Source organism: Kaistella sp. 97-N-M2 (genome assembly GCF_021513235.1).
Taxonomy (GTDB): domain Bacteria; phylum Bacteroidota; class Bacteroidia; order Flavobacteriales; family Weeksellaceae; genus Kaistella.
This window is the reverse complement of record NZ_CP090976.1, coordinates 2,390,761-2,415,497: the sequence shown is the minus strand read 5'-3', so window position 1 is coordinate 2,415,497 and position 24,737 is coordinate 2,390,761. Positions and strand designations below refer to the sequence as shown.

The window sequence follows — 24,737 nt, the reverse complement described above, 5'->3', positions numbered from 1 at the left end:
AATCTAAAAACGTTACTTTTAACCGAAAAAGAAATGATCTTATTTCAGCTTTTTATTTAGAAGATTTGAACGATTGCAAAAATACAATCTATAAAATGAATTAGCGAATTTGAGAAGATGAATTTTGTTGGCATCATGGGAAAGGGAAAGCTCAGATAAACATAAGAAAGAAGAAAGATGGGGACTTTTTTTTCGCGGGAATTCCCCTCCCCTGGAGGGGTGGCAAAAATTTTAATTTTTGACGGGGTGGTCTCCGAAGTTGGTAATAATGAAATCTTCCAAATCTCTGAGGACCAAAAAGATATTATTCCTGACATCGAAATCTGAGATGTGAAAAACCTTTAAGCCTAAAGATTCCAGAAAAGTACGATTAATTCCCTCGTGAATTTGCTTATTTTCTTTATCTGTTTTCTGAATTTCGACGACAAGGCCGAGCGCTTTCACATAGAAATCGACAATATAATTTCCGATTATCCGCTGCCTGTCGAAATCGATGTTATGAAATGTTTTTGCCCGAACCTGCTTCCAGAACAAAACTTCGCTTAAAATTCCTGCCTTCCGCTTTTGCGCCAGGAGCGGTTTTAGAACCGGGTTATAGGGCAAATCTTCTACAAAATTTCTGTAGATCGGGACATTGCCAATATGTGTAAGTATCTGTTTCATCTCACTTCTATTAATATAGACCACCCCGTCAAAAATTTTTCAAATTTTTGCCACCCCTCCAAAGGAGGGGAATTCCTTTGCTGCTCAAACTAATTCGGGATTAAACCTTTTCTATAACAACGTCAGGATTAATTTCCAGAATTTTCCGGTAAAACAACTCTTCATTCTCCGGCGAGATGTAGAGGTCATTTTTAAATTTGCTGAAAACAATGAGGCCTTTCGTGGTGGTACCGTATTTGTGAAAACCGCTCCACATCGTTTCTCCTTTGCGGATCGTTTTGATATTCCGGATATCAGTTTTGAAAATATCAAAAAAAAGATGAACGATGAGATGTTGGTCTCTAACAATAATCTTCAACCAGAAATTACCGGCGAGGGTCAACAACAAAATGATGCTGCAAATAATGCCCATCGGTAAAAACACCCGGGCGTCTTTCTCCTGAAAATAGGTATAAAAAGCAGTTCCAAAAAGGAAAACGAAGAGACCGAGATAAAGACTCAGAAAAGTTTTATCGATTTTTTTCGTTTTGAAAACTGTTTCTTTCATTTTCATTTAATGATTCGTATTGTTCAGCATGGGCACAAATTTGTAGGCGCCAAACTCTTCTTTTTCAAATTCGGTGGGCGATATTTTGGTGAAGCGGTACAGAATCTGTTCATCGGTTTTACCTAACGGAATTACCATTTTTCCGCCTATTTTCAACTGATGAAGCAGTTCCGTTGGAAGAATTTCGGCGCCGCAGGTGACGAGGATTTTATCAAAAGGAGCAAACGTCGGAAGGCCTAAAAAGCCATCGCCAAAACTCTGAAATTTAGGACGGAGATGCAGTTCGCGCAGTTTTTTCTGCGAGAAATCATGAAGATCTTTCTGGCGTTCTACCGTATAAACCAAAACATTCATCTGCACCAAAACAGCGGCCTGATAGCCGCAACCCGTCCCAATTTCGAGAACTTTTTCTTTTTCTTGAAGCTCCAGAAGTTCCGTCTGCTCGGCAACGGTGGAGGGATGAGAGATCGTTTGCTGTGCTAAAATGGGAAACGCGCGGTCTTCGTAGGCGAAATCCTCAAAAATACTTTCCAGAAAGAGGTGCCGCGGAACTACATTAATGGCGTTGAGCACCTTCTCATCAGAAATTCCCATTTTCTCCCGAAGATAATCAACCAATATTTTCCTTTTTCCTTTGTGTACAAATGAATCCTGCATTTCACAAAAATAGGAAATAGATTGGAGATTTCAGAATAAGAAAATAGAGAATTCGTTTTTTTTAAAGTAGTTTTTAATCTCTCCTATAATGGATTAATACTGATCTTTCCTCCAAAATTTACGCGCTAACTTCAGTCTCGCGTCATCTCATATCTTAAAATTATTATCTTTACAAAAATTAATTTCTATGCTAAAAGCGGGTTTGGTTGGCGCAGGTCATCTAGGAAAAATACATTTGAAGTTGCTGCAACATTCGGAAAAATATGAATTGGTGGGTTTTCACGATGCAGACGCGGAAAATGGCAGAAAACTCGAAGCTGAATTCGGCTATAAATATTTTGAAAATTTTGATGATCTTTTGAAGGAGATCCAAATGCTCGATATTGTAACACCCACTTTGTATCATTACGATTATGCGATAAAAGCCATCGAAAAGAAGATTCATTTTTTCATCGAAAAACCCATTACGCAAACGTTGGAACAGGCCGAAGAAATTTTGTATAAATGCCGCGAATTCGGCATTAAAGCGCAGGTCGGGCATGTTGAAAGATATAATCCCGCTTTTATTGGCTCGCGCGATTACATTAAAAATCCAATGTTCATCGAAATTCACCGTTTGGCAGAATTTAATCCGCGCGGCACCGATGTTTCTGTCGTTCTCGATCTGATGATTCACGATTTGGATATTTTGCTTTCGTTGGTGAAATCAAAAGTAAAAGCTATTCATGCGAGCGGCGTTTCTGTCGTTTCAAAATCCCCGGACATTTGTAACGCGAGAATTGAATTTGAAAATGGATGCGTGGCGAATTTAACAACTTCGCGAATTTCCATGAAAGCCATGCGAAAATCCCGCTTTTTCCAGAAAGATGCTTATATTTCTGTAGATTTTTTAGAGAAAAAGGCAGAGGTCATCCGCATGAAACCGGCTCCCGAAAATCCGAGCGATTTTGATATGATCATTGAAAATGCAGAAGGCGAGAAAAATCAGATTATTTTCGAATATCCGAACATTCAGCCGAACAATGCGATCTTAGACGAACTCGAAAGTTTTGCGGAGGCTATTACGGAAAATAAAAACGTAGAAGTTTCTTTGGAAGACGGGACAGAGGCTCTGAAAGTGGCGCTCGAAATTGTGAAAATGATTTCATAACGTCATTGTGAGGAAGGACGACGACGCAATCCTTTTGTAAAACCCAGATAAGAAAACATGAAAAAGATATTTTTAATCGGCACGCTAGTGGCTTTTTCGCTTGCCTTTTCCCAAAATTTAAAAAAGGAAATCAATCAAATTATCGCCGGAAAAAACGCCACCGTCGCAGTTTCGATTTTGGATTTTGAATCCGGCAATTCCACCGAAATTAACGGAAACAAAAAACTTCCGATGCTAAGCGTGTTTAAATTTCATATCGCTTTGGCAGTTTTGAATGAAGTGGATGCGGGTAAATTGAAATTTCACCAGAAAATTTTAGTAAAAAAATCAGATCTTTTAGAAAATACGTGGAGTCCGATTCGGGAAAAATATCCCGAAGGAAATATCGAAATGTCCTTAAGTGAACTCCTCAAATACACCGTTGCACAAAGTGATAATAACGGCTGCGACATGTTGCTGCGATTAATTGGCGGCACGGAAACCGTTCAAAAGTTCACTAATGCCACCGGAATTAAGGATTTCCAAATTAAAGCAAACGAAGCAAAAATGCATCAGGGTTATGAGTTCATGTACTGGAATTGGACTACGACAAATGCTGCAAATCAGCTGCTGAAAAAATTCTTCGACGGAAAAATTTTGTCTAAAAAATCGACCGACTTCTTAATGAAAATTATGATAGAAACGACTACGGGAACTACTAAAATTGTTGCACAACTTCCGCAAGGGACCGTGGTAGCACACAAAACGGGTTCTTCCGGCAAAGATGACAAAGGTCTGACCGTCGCTGAAAACGATATCGGAATCATCACGCTTCCCAACGGAAAACATTACGCAATCAGCGTTTTTGTCTCAGATTCGCTGGAAAAGGAAGAAACCAACACGAAAATGATTGCCGACATTTCTAAAATAGTTTTTGATTATTTTAGCAAAAAATAACTTCATGAGAAAGTTTCTTTCGCTGCTCTTTTTTAGTGTGCATTTTTTCATTTTCGCTCAGAAAAAATGGGACATCCGTTTTTACAGCGAAAGTGTGAACCGGGTTTTTTACATTTATTCGGATAACGACGAACCGATGCCCATCTCTTCAAAATTCACCTTCAAAACCACAAATTTAAGCAACAGTCTGGAAAATAATTCCATCATCGTGATTCCACCGCATGCGAAAAAATTTTTAATTGCCACCTTAAAACCCATCCAGGCAAACGCGGCGAACAAAGTGGAATATTCGAACACGTTTAATTTCGGAAATGTTCTGCAGGAAAGTTACGATGCAGATTATATTTATTCCTTACCTTTTGAAACAGGAAAAACGCATCTTGTTTTCCAGGGCTATAACGGAAAGTTTTCTCATCAAAATGAATTTTCACTCGATCTGGATTTAAAACTGGGCGAAAACGTTTTGGCGGCGCGCGAAGGAACCGTAGTCGATGTGGTGAATACGAACACGCAAAGCTGCCCCAATATTTCCTGCGCAAAGTACAACAATAATATCCTTATTATGCACAGCGACGGGACTTTTGGCGTTTACGCCCATCTTAAATATGGAGGAACTGTAGTGAAAAAAGGTGATGTTGTAGAAAAGGGGCAGATGATTGGATACAGCGGAAACACAGGTTTTTCCAGCGGTCCGCATCTGCATTTTGCAGTTTTCATCAACAGGATCGACGGGTCGCGGACTTTTATTAAAACACAGTTTAAAACGTCCAAAAGTGAAGCTACCCTTCTGGAAGAAGGAAAAAATTATACAAAAAATTATTACCATTGAGAGGAGGAAAGCCTCGTCGAAATCATTAAAAAAAAACAAAATTTATGAACACGAACATTGTAGTGATCGGCGCCGGAACCATGGGAAACGGTATTGCCCATACTTTTGCACAAAAAGGATTTAATGTCGGTTTGGTTGATGTTTCGCAGGAGGCATTGGACAAAGGTTTGGCAACGATTACTAAAAATCTGGACCGCATTATCTCGAAGGGCAATTTAACGGAAGAAGAAAAATCCAATACCTTAAACCAGATTTCCACCTTTACAAAATTAGAGGATTGCGCCTCTAATGCTGATCTGATCGTCGAAGCTGCCACAGAAAATCTGGACCTGAAGCTGAAGATCTTTAAGCAGATGGACGAACTTGCACCGAAAGACTGTATTTTGGCAACAAACACTTCGTCCATTTCTATCACCAAAATCGCCTCGGTAACCAACCGGCCGGAAAAAGTGATTGGCATGCATTTTATGAACCCCGTGCCGATTATGAAGCTCGTGGAAATCATCAAAGGCTACTCCACTTCAAAAGAAACGTTCGACGAAATTTACGAGATGAGCAAAACTTTAGGAAAAGTTCCGACCGAAGTGAACGATTATCCGGGTTTTGTAGCAAACCGAATTTTGATGCCCATGATCAATGAAGCCATCGAAACCTTATACAACGGCGTTGCGGGTGTGGAAGAAATCGATACGGTAATGAAACTCGGTATGGCGCACCCGATGGGTCCTTTGCAGCTCGCAGATTTTATTGGTCTGGACGTTTGTCTTGCCATTTTAAATGTGATGTACGACGGCTTTAAAAATCCGAAATATGCGCCAAATCCTTTGTTGGTGAACATGGTAATGGCCGGAAAACTGGGCGTGAAGTCGGGCGAAGGGTTTTACGATTATGCAGAAAGCCAAAAAGCCGAAAAAGTTTCGAAAATGTTTTTAAAATAAATGCAATGCGCTTACTTACGCTTCTGTTTCTGATGAATTTTTCGGCGTTTTTCGAGGCGCAGGAAATCAAACTTTTCAAAGATCTGGATGGCGATAAAGTCGCGGACCACGTTTATCTGGATGTGGAAAGCAACGAGTTTGTCTGCGAACTTTCTTCTCAGAAATTTAAAAAAGTATTTTCTGAACCTTTCGAGGAAGAAGCAGATATTTCTTTGCGAGCCACTAAAAACGGTTTTGAGATTGGTGTGAATTATATGCGGGCCGGACATTCTTACCAGTTTCGGTACGAAAGGGAAACGAAGAAAATTCGGCTTATCGGCATGGATCGGTACGAATTTGGGCCGGCCAACAACGATGGAAGTGGGAAATCGAGCGTCAATCTGTTAACGCGGCAATATATCGCGGACTGGAATTATTATGATGTCCAAAACGAAGAACTCGTAAAAATCCCGACGGTCAAAAAGAAAATGGATTTTCCGAAGATCTATTTTACGTCCATTGGAAATGTTTACGAAAACTATCGGGAGAAAGATGTAGAATATTACCGCGCGGAAAAGAACCGCTTACAAAACAGCACCGACTAAATGCGCAGACGAGTATTCGAAAGAAGAATTCAGATTTTTCTTGTTGCCGCAACGTTTATTTTAACGGTCGCGCGTTTTCTTCTCAATGAAAAAGGCCGTACCAATCCCGATTCCATAAGGTTTATGCGGAGTTCGAAGGTGTTTCCCATAATCGACAATACGGTGACGCCTTTAGGTTATCCGTTGAGCCTTAAGTTTTTTACGCTTTTCGGTTTTGACGAATTTTGGGCGAGCAAAATAGTTGGACTTTTAGCCTATCTTTTTCTCGTCTGTTTTGCGTGGAAGAAAAAATTCTATCTGAAAGAAATCATTATGGTGGGCGGCCTGTTCAGTTTCCTCTCCATCTTTTCCTACACGATGAGCGAGGCGTTGATTTTACCTTTTGTCTTCGTCTTTCTGTATGTTGCGAGGCAGATAATCATCGATGAACTTAGAGGCTTCAAAGCTTATCTTTATTTAAGTTTGATGCTGATCCTGCTGTACAACATTCGTTATCCCGCGCTTTTTCTCATGGGCGGCGTTTTTCTTAACGGTGCTTTAAGGTATCGAAAACATTATGGAAAAACCTTTATTTACGCGGGTTTAACAGGAATGGCGTTCATGGTTTTGTACCAACTTTTGTTCATCAATTATTTTAACGATCAGTATATCGATACTTTTCTGGAGATCGGTCTGCATCCCACGTCTCAGCTTTTGGTGGAATTCTTTCAGGGCGTAACCACAACTTTTAATCCGTTCATTCATATCGCGAATCCGGCGGGCGGCCTCCTCAATTATGCGATCTACGGAATTGGCCTGCTCAATATTATTTTGATGATTTTTATATTCATTAAAAATAAACTTTCGGAAACCGAATTTTTCTTAGTCTTTGTAGGAATGGTTGGCTTTGTCTGCTCCTACTTCATCCAGTATTTCTACTCTGTAAATCCGCTAGATTATCGCTTGATGGCACCTTTTTCTTTATCCATCTGGCTCGTCTATTTCAAAAAAATGTATCAAATCTTTGGGAAATTAACCTACGTTATTACTATTTTAAGTTTGACGACGGGCCTGGTTTTCACCTGGCTTTCGAAAGGAAATTATCTGGAAAACCGACGGGAAATCTCGCAATTTTTAAAAGAGGAAAATCTTCAAAATGTGCCTCTGAAATTTTATCTGGAAAACGAAACAGAGCTGGACAAAACACAGATCGCAGAACTCATCAGTACCGTAAATCCCAACGTTGGCATTACTTTTAAGGCAAAAGATACCCTGAAAAAAACGACGCTGACGCAATATAAAGTTTTACAAAAAATAAAGATCGACGAGAACCAATTTCAATAATTTTTACTATTTTTGAAGAGTTAAATTAATTATTATGAAATTACCAAAGTTTTTATTAGCCGACAATTCAGATTTCCCTGAAGATCTATTTGTGGTACACACGGAATATCCGCGATTTGTCCTTAATGTAGAGGAAGAAGAAGTTGAATGGTTCGATGATTTGGAAGGTGACGACGAAGAAACGATGGCCGATGAAGCCACCAAAGTTGTAGAAGCTGCCTTTAAATGGTGCGACGAAGAACTTGCGAAATATGACGAAGAAGACGAAGAAGCTTAAATAAAAATCAAAAGGAACTCAAAATTGAGTTCCTTTTTTTATGCCTGTTTTTAAGATCAATTTACATTTTATTGAGTTTCATCAGCAAAAGATTGCCTCGGTAAAGTTCCAGCGTGTTGCCTTTTACCACATACTTATTGGCTTCGTTCAGCATTTTCAGGAAGGTACTTTCAACATCCAGATTATCGCACGCCATTTTGGTGGCACCCACATTCTTCGCCGCGAAATTTCCGGCTGTTGGGTCCAAAGAAAGTTCTCCAAAATAATTGTTACAACCCGCATTTCCCGTCACTTTTCCCGCTTCCACATTTAAAGTAGGCGTTTTGCCACGCACGTTATCCGCCAAAGTCCACTGCGTACCGGCAATATTTACCTGCGAACTTCCAACTTTCGACGTGTTCATCGTGGCGCAGGAAAGTACGGTTAACGCTGCAAAAAGGGACAAAAATATATTTTTCATTTTCTTTTTATTTTCTCAAATTTAAGAAATTTAATTAACATCAAAATGATGGTCTTTTACGAAAAAACACTTCCTATCGAAGTGCTTTTTTTACAGATGCAAATCTTTGCGCTTTCTGCGAAAACCTTTGCGAGTTTGCGCGAAACCTAAGATCTCAATTCCGCCGCATATTCTTTTTTAAAGCTTTTGATCAAAGAATTCATCAGCTCCGAAATATCTTTTTCCTCGAGGGTTTTTTCTTCGTTCAACAGCTCAAAACTCATCGCGTAGGATTTTTTTCCCTCCGGCAGATTTTTGCCTTCGTACACATCGAAAAGGTTGATGTTTTTTAAATATTTAGACGGATTGTTCTTCGCGGTTTTATAAAGATCGGCATATGTAATATTTTTGTCGATCAACAGCGCCAGATCCCGTCTTATTTTGTTGAATTTTGGAATGTCCACAAACTTCAGATTCTCTTTAGAACGAAGTTCCTGGCAGGTTTCCAGCTCCAGTTCCGCGTAGAAACATTCCTGCTCGATATCGGCGTCTTTTAATAATTCCGGCGAAACTTTACCAAGTCTGGCAATCGTTTTTCCCCCCGAAACAAATTCCAGAGCCTCCGAAAAGCGCGCATCTTCCAGATATTTTTCCTCAATATCCAAATTCAGTTTGTCCAGAAGAATTTTTATGGACGCTTTTAATCGGTAAAAATCGGTTGCAGATTTCGGCTGCAGCCAGTTTTCGGAAACATTCCGCCCGGAAACCAGTAAAGCCAACTGTTTTCTTTCTTCGTACTTCTCTTTTTTATGATAAATCTTTCCAAGTTCGAAAAATTTAATATCCTGATTTTTTCTTTTTATATTGTAATCTGCATTCTCCAAAAGTCCTTCCAGTAAAGACTTTCTCATAAAAGACAGATCATTGCTTAACGGGTTTAAAAGTTTCACTGCATTGGTTTCATCTTTTACAGAAGTGAGGGAATTGTTCATTACTTCGTTGTAACCGTTGCTCTGTAAAGTTCGCGCCCAGGAATTTTCCAGCGCGTCCTGATCATCAAAACTTAATTTGATGGGGCTGAAAGAAATTTTCTGCGGCGAATCGATTTTATTATACCCGTAGATGCGCAGAATTTCTTCGATCACATCGATTTCCCGTGTTACATCGGCTCTGTACGCGGGAACAGAAAGTTCCAAACCGTTTTGAATTTCGTTCAGAACAACGATTTCCAAAGACTTTAAAATCTCTTTAATTTTTTCGCGGTGAATTTTTATTCCTAGAATCTGTTCAATTTTAGAAAATCTTAAAATCACGTAATGGTCTTCAATTTTTGCAGGATAATGTTCCAAAAGTTCTCCGGCCAGCTTTCCACCCGCAATTTCTTCAATTAAAGTTATAGCGTGTGTAAGCGCAGTTCGGGTCATGTTCGGATCTACGCCGCGTTCGAAACGGAAAGAAGCGTCGGTATTTAAACCGTGAAATTTCGCGGCTTTTCGGATGGCGATCGGATTAAAATAGGCGCTTTCCAAAAAGATGGTTTTTGTCGTTTCCGATACGCCGGAAGTCTGCCCGCCGAAAACGCCGGCGATACACATCGGCTGATCTTCGCCGTCTTTGATCATAATTTCCGACCCGTTTAAGGTCCGTTCAACGCCGTCTAAAGTCGTAAACTTTGTTCCGTTTTCGTTGACGCCAACTTTAACTATTTTTCCTGCGATTTTATCAGCGTCAAAAGCATGCAGCGGCTGACCGAACCCGTGCAAAATGTAGTTCGTGATATCGACGATGTTGTTGATGGGACTTAAACCAATGGCTTTCAAACGGTCTTTCAGCCAAGCCGGTGAATCCGCAACTTTTACATTTTCGATGATGGCGCCGATATATCGCGGACATAATTCGGCGTCTTCAACCTCTACCTGGAAATCGGTTTTTCCTTCTGTATTTAATGTTTTTGAAGCCACTTTTTCGAAGTCCGATTTTAATTGATTGGACACCAAAAACGCGTTCAAATCCCGCGCAACACCGTAATGTGACATCGCATCGGTTCTGTTTGGCGTTAAACCGATTTCGTACACTTCGTCATTTGAAAGTTCAAAATAATCTGCGAAGTTTTTCCCGATCTCAAATTTGGGATCTTCTAAGATCATGATTCCACCGTGATCTTCGCTCAAACCCATTTCGTCTTCCGCGCAGATCATTCCCTGCGAAATTTCACCCCGGATTTTGGCTTCTTTAATGGGAAAAGAATCCGCGCCTTTGTGAATAACCGTACCTACAACTGCTACTGGAACGGTTTGTCCGGCGGCCACGTTGGGTGCGCCGCAGACGATATTTAATATTTTGCCGTTCCCCACATCAACGGTCGTCAGCTTTAATTTATCCGCGTTTGGATGTTGCTCGCACGTCAAAACTTTACCGACCACGATTCCGTCCAGACTTCCTTTTACCGATTCGAAGCGGTCGATACCTTCGACTTCGAGACCAATATCCGTCAGGTATTCCCCGATTTTGTCGGATTTTAAATCTGTTTTAATATATTCTTTCAGCCAGTTATTGGAGATTTTCATTGCTTAAGGTGAATTTCAAATGTTAGCGGTCGGTTTTCGTCACAATTGCTGTAAATTCCGAACGGCGCAAATATCGTGATTTCGAAGGTTAAAAAAAAATTGAGATTCAAAAAATTTCGAATCTCAATTGGTATTATAAAGTATTTTTTTCTGAATGAATTACATTCCGATAACCGGCATGGACAGCATGAGGATTTTCTCTTCGTCTTCCAGTCCGTCCACAGGTTCGATAATTCCGGGGCGGTTTGGCTGCGACATTTTCATCGTGATGTCGTCTGAACTTAAAACAGATAACATTTCGGTCAAAAATTTCGAACTGAAACCGATGTTGATGTCTTCGCCATTGTAGTCGCAGGGAATCTGCATATCGGCTTTGTTCGCATATTCCGTGTCTTCGGCGTGAAGATGAAGAATATTGCCGGAAAGCTTAAATCTCACCTGATTTGTGGATTTGTTCGACATGATGGAAGCTCTGCGAATTGAACTCAACAGTAAATTTCTGTTGATGGTTAAAACATTCGGATTTTCCTTTGGAATTACGGCCGTGTAGTTCGGATATTTTCCGTCGATCAATCTACAGATCCAGGTATTGTTTCCAAACGTAAACTTCGCCATATTTTCGTTGAATTCGATCATCACTTCCTCGCCGGAATTGGCCAGAATATTTTTGAAAATTGCCAAAGGTTTTTTCGGCATGATGAATTCGATAGGTTCGGCATTCACCAGATCGGTTCTTTTGTAAACCACCAAACGGTGCGAATCTGTCGACACGAAATTGGTCTCATCTTCCTTGAACTGAAACAAAACACCCGTCATTACAGGTCTTAAAGAATCGTTACTGGTTGCGAAAAGTGTATTGTTTAAAGCTTCAGACAAAACCCCGGCAGAAATTTTCACACTTTGCGAAGCATCGAATTCCGGAAGTTCCGGATAATCTTCTGCATTGTCTAAGGCTACGGCGAAATTATCTTTCTCGTCTAAAATCTCGAGCAGACTTCCGTTTCCGTCGGATGACTCTTTTACGGATAAAGTAAGAGGCTGTTCGTTGTATGTTTTTACAAAATCCTGAAATATTTTTGCAGGAACCGCAAATTTACCACTATCGTCAGATTTCACTTCCAAAGTGGTCACCAAAGTAGTCTCGCCATCGGAAGCGGTTATTTTTAGATTGTTTTCTTCAAGTTCAAAAAGGTAATTTTCGAGAATGGGTCTCGATTGAGAACCGGAAATCACACCACTCACTGTGTTCAATGCTTTCTGTAATTCCCCACTTGCAACAATAAATTTCATTCGGTATTTTTTATTTCTTTTTAAAGTATCGCAGAAACACAATTGTTTCTTTTAAAAAAATATTTTGACAAATATAACAATTTGAAGCAAAAAAAGGAAACAAACCCTCAAATTAAAGGCGACATTTTTGAAAAGTTATCAACACTAATCGGCGCCGGGAAAATTATAATTTTTATGCTCGGAAGAATCGATGGTAATGTTCAGGGCAAGATAAAGAAAATGCAGATTTTTGTTGCCGGACTGGGCAAATTCGCGCTGCCAAAGATAACCCGAGGCAATGCCGAAATTGTGGTCGATCTGATAGCCAAATCCACCATAAACACGGTTTCGTGCAAACAACGGATTGTCCGTGGTAATAAAGAAAACTTCATCGTACGCATTAGCGAAAAGCGTTCCGGGTTTCACAGATTCTGCGTTTAAGGGAACAGAAATATTCAGGCGATATCTTAACCGAATCCGGTCGGAATGCAGATCTTTCAGCGGCTCGTAAAACCAGCTTTTCTCTGCACGGACGCGGTTTTCAAATTTAAACTTCCCAACTTTTACATCCAATACATCCTGGAGCCAGATGCGGAACTCTTCCTTGTCGAGAACATGGTTTTTATAATTCCCGTATCGTCCAATTCCCACAAAAGGTTTATGATTCTTCGTTAAATTGTAGCCGATTCCGCCCTTCATTTCGTAATAGTCCGGATAAGAATAATCTTCAATTCCGCGAAGCTGACCTTCCGCAAAAAGGAAAAATTTCGGATGAACTTTATAGGTTACAGACAAACTGCTGAAACTGGAAGGGTTTTCGCTCTGCGCAGAAACCTTCAAAACAAAGAAAAATAGAAAAAGCTGTATAATTCTTTTTTGCATGCTGCGAAAATAGCAAAAATGAACCGAATATTAAATCAGCATTAATTTTCGGGTTTACAGTTCGATCTTATACGTGAATCCGACATGAAACCAACGTTTTGGCATGGGTACACCGAAGGTTTCCGTATATTCTGAATTCGTGAAATTGTTCACCAAAACATACAGGTTCAGCTTTCGGAAACCGTAACTTAATTTTTCGTCTAAAATCTGGTAACTTCCTGTCGTCACTCTTTTATTATATCTGTAAATCAGCTGATTTGTGAATTTTTCAAAAAATGTGTTTTCTAATTTCGCGACGAACTGATGTTTTAAATTTTCCATCACATAGCGTGAAATCAAGTTGGTAGGCTGTTTCGCTTTACTGTCCAGAAAAGTATAACCCACAGAATAGGATTTTACAAAAGTATTTAAATTTTGTTTAAATTCCACTTCCACTCCTTTGGTTTCGATGTTTCCAATATTTTCTGCGCGCCAAATTTCGTTCGCGTTTTCTTTTACCCAATCGATAGAATTCTCCGAATTCCGAAGAAAACCGCTGATTTTCGCGAGCAAATTCTCGTGCTGAAAACGGTAACCGACTTCCGCAGAAAGCGCATTTTCGGGTTGTAAATTCGGATTTCCTGTTTCCGTTTTACTCACGTAATATAAATCGGTAAAAGTGGGAATACGGCTGACTTTGGCGATGTTTCCGTAAATTTTATGGTTATCATTAAAATCAAAACCAACATCCAAACCCGGATAGAAAAAATCTCCTTCCTGATCGTAGTTGGCCCAGGAAATCCCCGGAGAAACATTCAGTTTAGAGTGAAAAAAGGAGAAATGATGTTCGAAGAAAACCTGTGTAACAAAGCGTTCGCGCGAACCTAAATTATTACTCGCCAAAAACTCTTTCCGCAATTCAACTCCAACGCCTGTCGTCCCCAAAGGAGAAACGTAAGAGCCGTTCACCTCGCCGCCAATATTATTTCCGAGGTGCATATTGCGGTAGATCTCGGGCTTTGCGCGGTTAAAAAGATAAAGATCCTGGCCGCGGCGCCAGTAGACAGTGGAATTCAAATTAAATTTCGAATACTTTTTGCTGAAGCCTAAACTTACAATCGACGCCTGCGTTTCTTCGTACTGTTCCGTCGCGTTTGGCGAGGAATAAAAGCCGTTGGCACCAAACTTTTTCTCCTGAATTCCGGCCTGAAATTTCAGATTTCCGTTGTTCAGGTCGTATTGATTTTGATAGAAAATATTATTGATTTTGTAATCCGTATTGTACCTGTAGCCGGAAGAATTGGAGGTGCTGGCCTGCAAAAAGTTAGAAAATTTTTCCGTGCCGAAATTTGCGCCCAAACCTAAGGAATATGTTTCAAAATCACCGCCGCTTCCGCTGATCATTACGTTTTCGTCAGAACTGGGTTTCGTGATGATATTCACCACACCGGCGTACGCATTTTGGCCAAACCGTCTTGCAGCCGGACCTTTCACGACTTCTATTTTCTCCACCGATGCCAGATCAAAGGGTAAACTCATGGAATTATGACCGGTTTGGGAATCGTTCATTCTCACGCCGTTAACCAAAATTAAAACCTGCTCGAAACTGCTTCCACGCAAAGAAACATCCGCCTGAACGCCATTTCCGCCGCGTCTCCGAATATCAAAACCCGTAATCTGCGCCAAAAGTTCCTCCACACTTTTGGATGGAGAATTTTGAATTTCTTCTTTTGAAATAACGGTGATGTTTTCGTTGACTTTTTTTAAGGGTAATTCTAAAAATTTTCCCTGCACGGTAACTTCCGAAATACTGCCTTCCTTTTCCTGTGCGGAAAAACTGAGCGCGACGCTCAAAAGCAAAATACTGACGATTCCTTTTTTCATGTAGCTAATTTTTAAAGATAATCCCGATGGATACGTAGTTTTTTTTAAAAAGAAGCGGCAAATATATTTCAGAAATCACCAATAAAAAAAGACTTTTTTCTGGAAAATTTTAATATGGAAAAACAAAAAATGCAGCTCTTTCGAACCGCATTTTTAAAATTTTCAGAATTCAGAAAACTTATCTTTTTCTCATCAAATGTGTAATTAAATCATTGAATAGTTTTTTCATGATATTATTACTTATTTGTTAGTACAAATATTGGAAAAAAATCAATACAAAGCAAATTTTATTGTGAATAGTTATAAAAATTTTCGTTAAAAAAATCCGTATTTTTGTTCGTCTCAATCTTACCCATGACTGCACCTACCGATATCGATATTAAGAAACAACTTTTCGTAAAAAACGCGCATCTCAATAACCTGAAGCACATTGATGTTCTTTTGCCGAAGAACAAACTCATCGTCATCACCGGCGTTTCGGGCAGTGGAAAATCTTCCCTGGCGTTCGATACCATTTACGCGGAAGGACAAAGGCGTTATGTAGAAAGTTTGAGTTCGTACGCGCGGCAGTTTTTGGGGAAACTGGAGAAACCGAAAGTCGACGACATCAAAGGTTTAGCCCCGTCGATCGCAATTCAGCAAAAAGTGATTTCCTCTAATCCGCGTTCTACCGTGGGGACTTCTACGGAAGTTTACGATTATCTTAAACTTTTCTTTGCGCGGGTCGGCCGCACCTATTCGCCCGTTTCGGGACAGGAAGTAAAAAAAGATTCCGTCACCGACGTCATCAATTTCATCCAGGAAAACGAAAACCAGACTTTTCTTTTGAGAAGTCCTTTAAATTTTGAAACTTCCCAGTTTTCAGAACTTTTAAAAACATTGAAAGTCTCCGGATTTACAAGGCTCGAAGTCAACGAAAATGTAGCAGGCATCGAAGATTTGGAGAGTTTCGGTTTCGTGCCTGAAAAAGGAATGGTCATCCATTTGGTGATTGACCGTTTTCGGTACGAAGAAGATGAAAGTTTTCTGCAAAGGCTGGCAGATTCCATCCAGATGGCTTTTTACGAAGGTCACGGTTATTGCTCTTTAAAAAATACCGAAACCGGAACAGTGCGTGAATTCTCGAATAAATTTGAGCTCGACGGCATCGAATTTATGGAACCAAATGTTCATTTCTTCAGTTTTAATAATCCGTACGGCGCCTGCCCGGAGTGCGAAGGCTACGGAAAAGTCATCGGCATCGATGAAGATCTGGTGATCCCAAATAAAAATCTTTCCGTTTTCGAAGATGCTGTGGCAAGTTGGCGCGGCGAAAGTATGAGCGAATGGAAGAAAGATTTCATCAAAAAAAATAAAGATTTCCCTATTCATAAACCTTACTTTCAGCTGACGAAAGAGCAGAAAAATTATTTATGGAAAGGCGACGGAGCCAAAAGTTTTCCGTCGATCAATAATTTCTTCAAAATGCTGGAGGGGAATTTATACAAAATTCAGTATCGCGTAATGCTTTCCAGATACCGCGGAAAAACCTTGTGCCCAACGTGTGAAGGACTGCGGCTGCGCGAAGAAACAAAATGGGTAAAAATCGACGGACACAACATTCAGTCTATGATCGAACTGCCGCTGGATGAATTTTTACCGTTAATGAAATCCTTGAAGCTCAACCAACACGACGCAGAAATCGCAAAACGTTTGCTCTACGAGATCACCACACGCTTGGAATTTTTAGACAAAGTCGGATTAGGATATTTAACCATCAACCGAACTTCAAACACGCTATCGGGCGGCGAAAGTCAAAGAATCAATCTGGCAACAAGTTTAGGAAGTTCGTTGGTAGGTTCCATTTATATTTTGGACGAACCTTCGATCGGTCTCCACTCCAAAGACACGGAAAATTTAATCGAAGTTTTAAAAAATCTGCGCGATCTCGGCAACACGGTTATTGTTGTTGAACACGATGAAGACGTAATGCGGGCCGCAGATTACATCATCGATATCGGACCGGAAGCCGGATATTTAGGTGGTGAACTGGTTTTTGCGGGGCATTTTAAGGAATTGAAGGAATCAGATTCTTTAACTGCGCAATATTTAACGGGAAAACTGGAAATTAAAATTCCCACAACTCGACGAAAGCCGAAAGAATGGATTCACATTAAAGGCGCACGCCAAAATAACCTGCAGAATATCGATGTGGATATTCCGTTGGAATGTCTTGTCGTTATTTCTGGCGTTTCGGGCAGTGGAAAATCGACTTTGATGAAAGAAATTCTGACGAACGACATTCAGATTCAACTCGGAATGGGCGGAAAAAAAGGCGATTACGATTCTGTAGAGTTTCCAAAAAAGCTCATTAAAAATATTGAACTCATCGATCAAAATCCTATCGGAAAATCATCGCGCTCCAATCCCGTGACGTATCTGAAAGCGTATGACGATATCCGCGATCTTTTTTCAAAACAAAAATTAGCGAAAGTTCAGAATTTAAAACCAAAACATTTTTCCTTTAATGTGGACGGCGGCAGATGTGACGAGTGCAAAGGTGAAGGCGTGATTACCGTATCCATGCAGTTTATGGCGGATATCGAACTGGAATGCGAAACCTGTCACGGTACGCGTTTTAAGGACGAAATTCTCGAGATAAGATTCGACGAAAAAAATATTTCGGACATCCTTCACATGACGGTTGATGAGGCTTTGGATTTTTTTAAAGAAAACAATCAGGATAAAATTGTAACGAAGCTGAAACCGCTGCAGGAAGTTGGTTTGGGTTACCTTCAGTTGGGCCAAAGCTCTTCTACCCTTTCCGGCGGCGAGGCGCAGCGCGTTAAGCTGGCGTCGTTTTTAGTGAAGGGCGCAACTACAGATAAATCTCTGTTTATTTTTGATGAACCTTCGACCGGTCTGCATTTCCACGATATTAACAAATTGTTGAAATCCTTACAGGCCTTGATTGAATTGGGACATTCGGTGGTCGTTATCGAGCACCAGCCCGACATTATTAAAACCGCGGATTATATTATCGATATCGGACCCGATGCCGGAAAACACGGCGGCGAAATCGTTTTTGCGGGAACACCAGAGGACCTTATAAAAAATAAAAAATCACATACAGCGAGGTATCTGAAAGAAAAACTGGAGTAAGTATCTGAATTTGGCGGACTTATCCACAAATCGTTGTTAGTAAGGTGTTAATTTTAACATTAAATTCACATTTCGCATTAAAATAATTATTACATTTACTACGAAATAGAAACTGAATGAAGACCATTTTCTTTTCTGCAAATCCAAAGATTACTTTTAAATTTAGTATAAAATTTAAGCACAGCACCGTCGGCTGTGCTTTTTTCCTGGTGTCTAACTAAAAAAATGAGATCTTTCTATCTACTGAATCCGCTTCTAAAGAGCGGATTCTTTTTTGCGCCGCCGATGTTTTATCAAAAAATATTAAATTTGAAACACCATCGGCTTCATAGTTCAACGGATAGAACAAAAGTTTCCTAAACTTTAGATCCGGGTTCGATTCCCGGTGAAGCTACCTAAAGAAAAAGCCGCGTAAAAAGCGAAAGAAACATGTTTTTATGCTTTTTACCCGGCTCTTTTTAAATTTAGCTCGGCTCTTTTACCCGATATCTTATTTTTTATCGACCACAATCCGATCTTTTCTGTTTGCTAATTCCCAGGCGGTGGCAAAAACCAGCTGCGTACGTTTCTGCAAAGCATTATAATCAATCTTATCGGCTTCGTCCGTAGGTTTGTGGTAATCTGCGTGGATGCCATCAAAATAAAAAATAACGGGCACGCCGTTTTTTGCAAAATTGTAATGATCCGAACGGTAGTACAATCTTTCCGTGTCCTTTGGATCGTCGTATTTATAGTTGAGTTCGAGCTTCGTCGTGGCTTCGTTCGCCACGACACTTATTTTCTTTAAATCCGTGCTCAGCATTTCCGATCCAATCACATACACATAATCCTTCCCACAATTTGCGGGATCGCATCGCCCGATCATATCGATATTTAAATCTGCAACTGTGTTGGCCATCGGGAAGATCGGATGATCCGCATAATATTTGGAACCTAAAAGTCCGTGCTCCTCGCCTGTAACATGTAAAAATAAGATGGAACGTTTCGGTCCGTTTCCGGACTTTTTTGCCATTTGAAACGCCTCTGCGATTTCCAGTAACGCCACCGTTCCACTGCCGTCGTCATCGGCACCATTATAAATTTTGCCGTCTTTCATGCCCACGTGATCGTAATGCGCCGAAACCACGATGACTTCATCCGGCTTTTCGCTTCCTTCGATGAAGGCTAAAATGTTTTCGGATTCGGGTAAATTTCCACGTCTTCCCATCAAGGCTTCTTTCGGCACGATCTGGTAATAAGAAGTCATCGATTTTGGATGCGAAACTCCCATTTTCTCATACTGCTCGATCAAATACCGGCCGGCTTTTTTCTGGCCCTCACTTCCCGTATCTCTGCCTTCCATTTCATCCGAAGCGACAACATACAAATGCGTTTTCAATTCATCTGGCGTGATCGATTCGTAAGATTTTTTAAAGGGCGAGCCCGAATAAGAAAGGTTGGCGGCACAACTGTTCAGGAGCGTGACAGCGATAACCGGAAGGAGACATTTTAAATTTTTCATGCTTTTTATCAATTTTTGAAGGCTAAAGATAAGTTTTAATTTTAGGATGGCTCCACGGGTTTTTTAAGTATTTTTGATAAAAAGTAAAATATGTTCCTTCCCAAAAAGCACACCGGTTCCGAGAACACCATTTTTTCCGAGATGACGGCACTTGCGCTGAAGAACGAGGCGGTTAATCTTTCGCAGGGTTTTCCGGATTATGAAATTGATGAGCGTCTGAAAAAACTTCTTTGTGAAGGAACGGAGAAAAACTTTAACCAATACGCCCCTTTGGCTGGCAATCCGCTGCTGATTGAGAATTTAATGGAATTCAATCAGCAAAGAAAAACGCCCATTTCGGTGACGAAAGAAAACATCACCATTTCGCCGGGTGCAACCTATGGGATTTTTACCGCTTTAGCTTCTGTCATTACTTTTGGCGACGAAGTTATCGTGCTCGAACCGAATTACGACTGTTATGTTCCCGCCATCGAAATGAACGGCGGAAAACCCGTTTTCGTCAGTCTTAATGCTGATTTTGAAGTGAATTTTGAGGCTCTAAAAAAGGCGCTCACAGACAAAACGAAAGCCATCATCGTTAATTCGCCGCACAATCCCTCCGGAAAAGTCTGGAAAAAAGAAGATTGGGACCAACTTTCCGATCTTGTTGAAAACACGGGGATCATTATTATTTCCGATGAAGTTTACGATGTTTTGATGTACGATGACCGCGAATTTTACAGTGCTTTTCACCATCCAAAATTGCGGGAGCGGTGTTTCAGTATTTTTTCTTTTGGCAAAATGTTTCACGTCACGGGCTGGAAAGTTGGCTACGTTGTCGCCTCGCCCCAGCTTTCGCACGCGTACCGAATGGTGCACCAGTATTTGTCTTTCAGCGTGAATTCTCCGGCGCAATATGCCTTGGCAAAATATCTGGAAGTTTTCGACCTCGCGGAAAACTGTAAAATCATGCAGCAGAAAAGAGACTTTTTCCTCCACGAAATAAAGGATTTGCCTTTTGTTTTGAATGAAAAGGCTGAAGCCGGATATTTTCAGATTTTAAATTTCGAAAACATGTCCGGACTTTCGGATAAAGATTTTTCCGTTTGGCTCACGGAGGAAGCCAAAGTCGCCACCATTCCCGTGTCGGCTTTTAATCACGACGAAAAAAATACAGGCTACGTGCGATTTTGTTTTGCTAAAAAAGAGGAAACGATTTTGAAAGGAGTGGAGAATCTGAAAAGGTTTTTCAAAATTTAGCGATAAACTGACGGTTTAAAGCCAGATTTTTTCATCTCTGCAGCATCCCAAATTATAGTTTTTCAAACTTGAAACGGCCTCCCGATATTGCGGCGCGCTTCATAACCGAAGCGGTCATGTTCCATCTGCTCTCTTTCCAGGTCCTTGTTCCTTACAATATTCCAAAAGTTCGGTCACTGCCGGCTCTTGCAGTAAGGACGGGTTATTTTTGAAAATTTCGCCTGTAGATTTCATCACCAAAATTTTAAACAAATTTAAAAAATATCAAAGGTTAAAAAACGGTAATCTCTTTAATGATGGAAATTTGAAGAAAAAAGATTTCCCCACTTTAAACTTTATTATTATTCATTACCATTTTATGGCGCGGTAAACCGATCTCGTGTTCCTGTGGATAGGGATTTCGCGATGTCATGCTAATATCTTCGTTAATTTTTCGGTGAATTTCATAACTTTTCTGGTCGTCTTCCGCATATCTGGGATCCGGAATGAAAGGCATTTTCGCCATTTTCAAGATTGTGATCGTGGGGAAATGAAAATCCACTTCCACCAAACCCAGCAACAGATAACAGCCGCCGCCCTGAAAGGAATATTTCTGCAAATTATCGGGAAAATGCGCCGTGTCGAAAAAATTTCCGTCCGCATCGATCCAGGTACCGAAAAACATGGTTCCTCTTTTCGTGGGCACGTGCTTGCGGGAAATTAAATAGGCCAACATTTTCACCTCTTTTTTATGAAATTGAAGCAAATCATTCGCCATCACTTTGCTGCGGTATTTCGTCTGCAGCAGATCGAAAGGACTGCAGGACACGGCAAAACCGAGAATTTCAATTTCATCAAAAGCATCTTCGAAACGATTTCTTTTGAGTTCCGGAAGTTGGTAATCCTGCACAGGCGTTTCAAAAAAATTGGGCAACCGGTATTCGGGTTTGAAGTGAATCATGAGCAGCCGCGCTTCAATCAACAATTCATTTTTGGGTTTGCCCGTAAAACGAAAAGCGCCCACAAAAATCAAGGTCTGCAGCGTTTCAATACCGACTGGCACGCGCTTGATGAAGTTTTCTACCGACGTATAATCACCGTTGTTTTCGCGTTCCTCCGGAATAAAAGCAGCGAGCCGGCTTTCGAGTTTTTCGATATGCATGAAACCTAAAAAAACGTCTTCGCCATAAACGGTGGTTTCAAATAAACTCCGGTTCACACAGGGATTATGGATTTTTCCGCCCGCCATCCGGCATTCGTGAACATAAACTTCGGTGCGGTAAAAACCACCACCATTGTTAATGGCGGAAACCATAAATTCAACGGGATAATACACCTTTAAATATAAGCTCTGGTAACTTTCCACCGCATACGACGCGGAATGGGCCTTGCAAAAAGAATAGCCCGCAAAAGATTCGATCTGGCGGTAGACTTCTTGTGACAACTGCTCGGGATGTCCTTTTCTGGCGCAGGATTCAAAAAAATGTTCGCGTACTTCCTGAAGTTTTTGGATGGAGCGGCTTTTTCCACTCATGGCTCTTCTTAAAACATCGCCATCGTCTGCAGAAACGCCGCCGAAATGTAAAGCAATTTTAATCACATCTTCCTGATAGACCATGATTCCGTAGGTTTCGCCCAGATGTTCTTCAAAAACCTCATGAAAATATTCAAATTGTGTGGGATTGTTGTGCCGGAAAATATATTCCTTCATCATGCCGCTTTTCGCCACACCGGGACGAATAATGGAAGAAGCCGCGACCAAAGTTGGATAATCTTCGCATTTCAGACGCCGCAGCAAACCGCGCATGGCGGGGCTTTCGATATAAAAACACCCGATCGTCTTTCCGATGCTTAAAAAATCATTGCAGTTTTTATCTTTTTTGAAAAGTGCCGTATTGTGAATATCGATGTCGATACCTTTATTTTTTTGGACGAGTTTCAGCGTATCATTAATGGTTCCCAAACCGCGTTGAGAGAGAATATCAAACTTTTCGAAGCCGATATCTTCTGCCACATTCATATCAAACTGGACTATGGGAAAACCTTTCGGCGGCATTTCCAAAGCCGTATAGTTGGTGATGGGTTCCTGAGAAATTAAAATTCCACAGGAATGCATGCTGCGCTGGTTCGGGAATTTTTCCAGCAACATTCCGTATTTCTGAACGAGTTTTACTACTTTATTATCATCGTGCGTGGCCATGGGATTTTTCGCCAAAACATCGAGTTCTTCTTTGGGCAGACCAAAGGCTTTCCCAACCTCGCGAAAAATGGAGCGGTATTTAAATTCGACATTCGTACCGCAAAAAGCTACATGATCTTTCCCGTACCGCTCGAAAATATATTTTAAAATTTCATCGCGTTCGCGCCAGCTCCAGTCGATATCGAAATCGGGCGGATTTTTCCTTTTGGTGTTGAGAAAACGTTCAAAATAAAGATTGAGCTCGATGGGGCAAATTTCTGTAATCCCGAGGCAGTAACTAATAATGCTGTTGGCGCCGCTTCCACGCCCGACATGCAGAAAACCGCGGCGGTTGCTGTATCTTACAATATCTAAAGTGATGAGAAAATATCCTGCAAAATTCATTTCGGTAACGACTTTCAGTTCTTTTTCAATGCGGTCGAGGACAATTTGCGTTTTTTCCGGATATCTTTTTTCCAAACCTTTGTAAGCGAGTTTTCTTAAAAGGGCATCATCACTTTCTTTATTTTCCGTAAAGTAGATCTTGTTTTTAGGCGTTTCAAAATCAAAATTAAAGGAACACTGCTCTAAAATATATTGCGTGTTCTGAATAATCTGCGGATATCTTTTGAATTTTTCTATAATATTTTCCAGGGGTTGAAACACTTCCTTCGGCGAACAGAAATCATTTTCCGAAAGTTTAGAAACCAAGGTATTCTGATCGATGGCCCGTAAAATTTTATGCAGATTAAACTCTTTTTTTGTTTTAAAAGTGACCGGATGCAGCAGAACCATTTTGTCCAAAAACGTCTGCCATTCCGGACGGATCAAAAGATTCAGTTCTTCTGCGCGCACGCCGATGAATTCATCTTCTTTCAAAGCTTCGGGAATATTTTTCAAAGGATAAACGACAAAGACTTTCTGAAAACCGGGGGAAACCTGCGGAAGTTCGCCGCCAAAACAATTATAATTGGTAAGCAGACGGTTGATCTCGGCCATGCCCGTTTCGTCTTTCGCAATGGCGATGTAAAGGAGTTGATTCTCTTTCCGAATTTCCACGCCGACAATGGGTTTAATCCCGAATTTTTCACACTCTTTTTTAAAATCATAGACCGCCGTCACCGTATTGATGTCCGTTAACACCAGTTCTTTGGCACCGGAATAGGCGGCTTGCTTCACGAGTTCCTCAACCGATAAAATGCCGTAACGAAGGCTGTGATAAGTGTGGGAATTGAGGAACATGAGTTAGTTAATGGTTGATGGATGATGAATTGTAAATTTTAACGCAAAGACGCAAACATTCTAGAGAAACTGGTGTTTGAAGTTATGGCCGCAAGAGCGCTCGCTTAAGAAGGGAAAATTTTAGTTTGTCTTTTGTATCATTCATAAATTAACATTTTATAGTTTAAAAATTTTACCATTAAGGATTAGATGAAGAAATTAAGTTCGTTAAGATTTCCTTCGGAAATTGAGTTCGCACAACTTTTCGATCTTTTAAATCTCTAAAAATATCAGACTATTGTGACTTTTGCGGTGAAAAACTTTACCATTAAGGTTTGATTAAGGAGTTAAGGTCATTAAGATTTCCTACGGAAATTGAAGTGCACCTCTTTTTTGATCTTTTGAATTTCTAAAAACATTAAGCTTTTGTGACTTTTGTGGTTGAAAAACTTTAGCGTTTGACTCCGTTCAATCTTTGATTTTCACTCAGCAGGTATTTAGTAGTAGTAGAGAGATTATACTGAGCCCGTAGAAGCATTTTTTTTAAACTTGA

Annotated in this window: 19 protein-coding genes and 1 tRNA gene; 10 read left to right on the top strand and 10 right to left on the bottom strand. The window is 40.5% G+C overall.

Annotation, left to right across the window (positions count from 1 at the left end; genetic code table 11):
- Window positions 1-231 precede the first annotated feature (231 nt).
- The 3 genes from L0B70_RS11250 to L0B70_RS11240 form a co-directional block, all read right to left on the bottom strand.
- Complete coding sequence (locus L0B70_RS11250) at window positions 232-663, bottom strand: endonuclease domain-containing protein (RefSeq protein ID WP_235141869.1); 432 nt, start codon at window positions 661-663, stop codon at window positions 232-234.
- A gap of 100 nt (window positions 664-763) precedes the next feature.
- Window positions 764-1,210: a PH domain-containing protein gene (locus L0B70_RS11245; RefSeq protein ID WP_235141868.1), complete on the bottom strand. Its 447-nt coding sequence runs from the start codon at window positions 1,208-1,210 to the stop codon at window positions 764-766.
- A 6-nt stretch (window positions 1,211-1,216) separates the two neighbouring features.
- Window positions 1,217-1,867 carry a protein-L-isoaspartate(D-aspartate) O-methyltransferase gene (locus tag L0B70_RS11240; protein WP_235141867.1) on the bottom strand — a complete coding sequence of 217 codons (651 nt, stop codon included), beginning with the start codon at window positions 1,865-1,867 and terminating at the stop codon, window positions 1,217-1,219.
- A gap of 187 nt (window positions 1,868-2,054) precedes the next feature.
- Between L0B70_RS11240 and L0B70_RS11235 the strand changes: the two genes are divergently transcribed.
- From L0B70_RS11235 to L0B70_RS11205, 7 genes are read left to right on the top strand one after another with little or no spacing between them, the layout of a single operon-like run.
- A complete protein-coding gene (locus L0B70_RS11235; protein WP_235141866.1) occupies window positions 2,055-3,017 on the top strand; it encodes a Gfo/Idh/MocA family protein in 963 nt (320 codons plus the stop codon).
- A gap of 57 nt (window positions 3,018-3,074) precedes the next feature.
- Window positions 3,075-3,953, top strand: coding sequence for a class A beta-lactamase, subclass A2 (gene bla, locus L0B70_RS11230; protein ID WP_235141865.1), 879 nt, complete (start codon window positions 3,075-3,077; stop codon window positions 3,951-3,953).
- A 4-nt stretch (window positions 3,954-3,957) separates the two neighbouring features.
- On the top strand, window positions 3,958-4,782 hold the full coding sequence (locus L0B70_RS11225) for a M23 family metallopeptidase (protein WP_311195385.1): 825 nt from the start codon (window positions 3,958-3,960) through the stop codon (window positions 4,780-4,782).
- A gap of 44 nt (window positions 4,783-4,826) precedes the next feature.
- Complete coding sequence (locus L0B70_RS11220; protein WP_235141864.1) at window positions 4,827-5,720, top strand: 3-hydroxybutyryl-CoA dehydrogenase; 894 nt, start codon at window positions 4,827-4,829, stop codon at window positions 5,718-5,720.
- A 5-nt stretch (window positions 5,721-5,725) separates the two neighbouring features.
- Window positions 5,726-6,304 carry a hypothetical protein gene (locus tag L0B70_RS11215; RefSeq protein WP_235141863.1) on the top strand — a complete coding sequence of 193 codons (579 nt, stop codon included), beginning with the start codon at window positions 5,726-5,728 and terminating at the stop codon, window positions 6,302-6,304.
- Window positions 6,305-7,627 carry a hypothetical protein gene (locus L0B70_RS11210; protein WP_235141862.1) on the top strand — a complete coding sequence of 441 codons (1,323 nt, stop codon included), beginning with the start codon at window positions 6,305-6,307 and terminating at the stop codon, window positions 7,625-7,627.
- A 34-nt stretch (window positions 7,628-7,661) separates the two neighbouring features.
- Window positions 7,662-7,904 (top strand): hypothetical protein, encoded by a 243-nt coding sequence (locus L0B70_RS11205; protein ID WP_039347940.1) that lies wholly within the window; start codon window positions 7,662-7,664, stop codon window positions 7,902-7,904.
- A 61-nt stretch (window positions 7,905-7,965) separates the two neighbouring features.
- Here L0B70_RS11205 and L0B70_RS11200 read toward each other — a convergent pair whose 3' ends face one another.
- From L0B70_RS11200 to L0B70_RS11180, 5 genes are all read right to left on the bottom strand, one after another.
- Window positions 7,966-8,364: an META domain-containing protein gene (locus tag L0B70_RS11200; protein ID WP_235141861.1), complete on the bottom strand. Its 399-nt coding sequence runs from the start codon at window positions 8,362-8,364 to the stop codon at window positions 7,966-7,968.
- 146 nt (window positions 8,365-8,510) lie between these two features.
- Window positions 8,511-10,910: a phenylalanine--tRNA ligase subunit beta gene (pheT, locus tag L0B70_RS11195; RefSeq protein ID WP_235141860.1), complete on the bottom strand. Its 2,400-nt coding sequence runs from the start codon at window positions 10,908-10,910 to the stop codon at window positions 8,511-8,513.
- Between the two features lie 159 nt (window positions 10,911-11,069).
- Complete coding sequence (gene dnaN / locus L0B70_RS11190; protein ID WP_235141859.1) at window positions 11,070-12,200, bottom strand: DNA polymerase III subunit beta; 1,131 nt, start codon at window positions 12,198-12,200, stop codon at window positions 11,070-11,072.
- Between the two features lie 144 nt (window positions 12,201-12,344).
- The gene (locus L0B70_RS11185; RefSeq protein ID WP_235141858.1) at window positions 12,345-13,061 is read right to left on the bottom strand and encodes a DUF2490 domain-containing protein; all 717 of its coding nucleotides are present in this window, start codon (window positions 13,059-13,061) and stop codon (window positions 12,345-12,347) included.
- A 54-nt stretch (window positions 13,062-13,115) separates the two neighbouring features.
- Window positions 13,116-14,924, bottom strand: a complete 1,809-nt coding sequence (locus L0B70_RS11180) for a TonB-dependent siderophore receptor (RefSeq protein ID WP_235141857.1) — start codon at window positions 14,922-14,924, stop codon at window positions 13,116-13,118.
- A 354-nt stretch (window positions 14,925-15,278) separates the two neighbouring features.
- Here L0B70_RS11180 and uvrA point away from each other — a divergent pair, with 354 nt between their 5' ends.
- Both uvrA and L0B70_RS11170 read left to right on the top strand, forming a co-directional pair.
- Window positions 15,279-18,065 carry an excinuclease ABC subunit UvrA gene (uvrA, locus tag L0B70_RS11175; protein ID WP_235141856.1) on the top strand — a complete coding sequence of 929 codons (2,787 nt, stop codon included), beginning with the start codon at window positions 15,279-15,281 and terminating at the stop codon, window positions 18,063-18,065.
- A 322-nt stretch (window positions 18,066-18,387) separates the two neighbouring features.
- Window positions 18,388-18,459, top strand: a tRNA-Arg gene (locus L0B70_RS11170).
- Between the two features lie 96 nt (window positions 18,460-18,555).
- Here the strand turns inward: L0B70_RS11170 and L0B70_RS11165 are convergent.
- Window positions 18,556-19,566, bottom strand: coding sequence for a M28 family metallopeptidase (locus tag L0B70_RS11165; RefSeq protein WP_235141855.1), 1,011 nt, complete (start codon window positions 19,564-19,566; stop codon window positions 18,556-18,558).
- Window positions 19,567-19,656: 90 nt separating this feature from the next.
- Here L0B70_RS11165 and L0B70_RS11160 point away from each other — a divergent pair, with 90 nt between their 5' ends.
- The gene (locus L0B70_RS11160; RefSeq protein ID WP_235141854.1) at window positions 19,657-20,805 is read left to right on the top strand and encodes a methionine aminotransferase; all 1,149 of its coding nucleotides are present in this window, start codon (window positions 19,657-19,659) and stop codon (window positions 20,803-20,805) included.
- Between the two features lie 328 nt (window positions 20,806-21,133).
- On the opposite strand, the gene L0B70_RS11155 is transcribed toward L0B70_RS11160, so the two are convergent.
- Window positions 21,134-24,205 (bottom strand): DNA polymerase III subunit alpha, encoded by a 3,072-nt coding sequence (locus L0B70_RS11155; protein ID WP_235141853.1) that lies wholly within the window; start codon window positions 24,203-24,205, stop codon window positions 21,134-21,136.
- Between the last annotated feature and the right edge of the window lie 532 nt (window positions 24,206-24,737).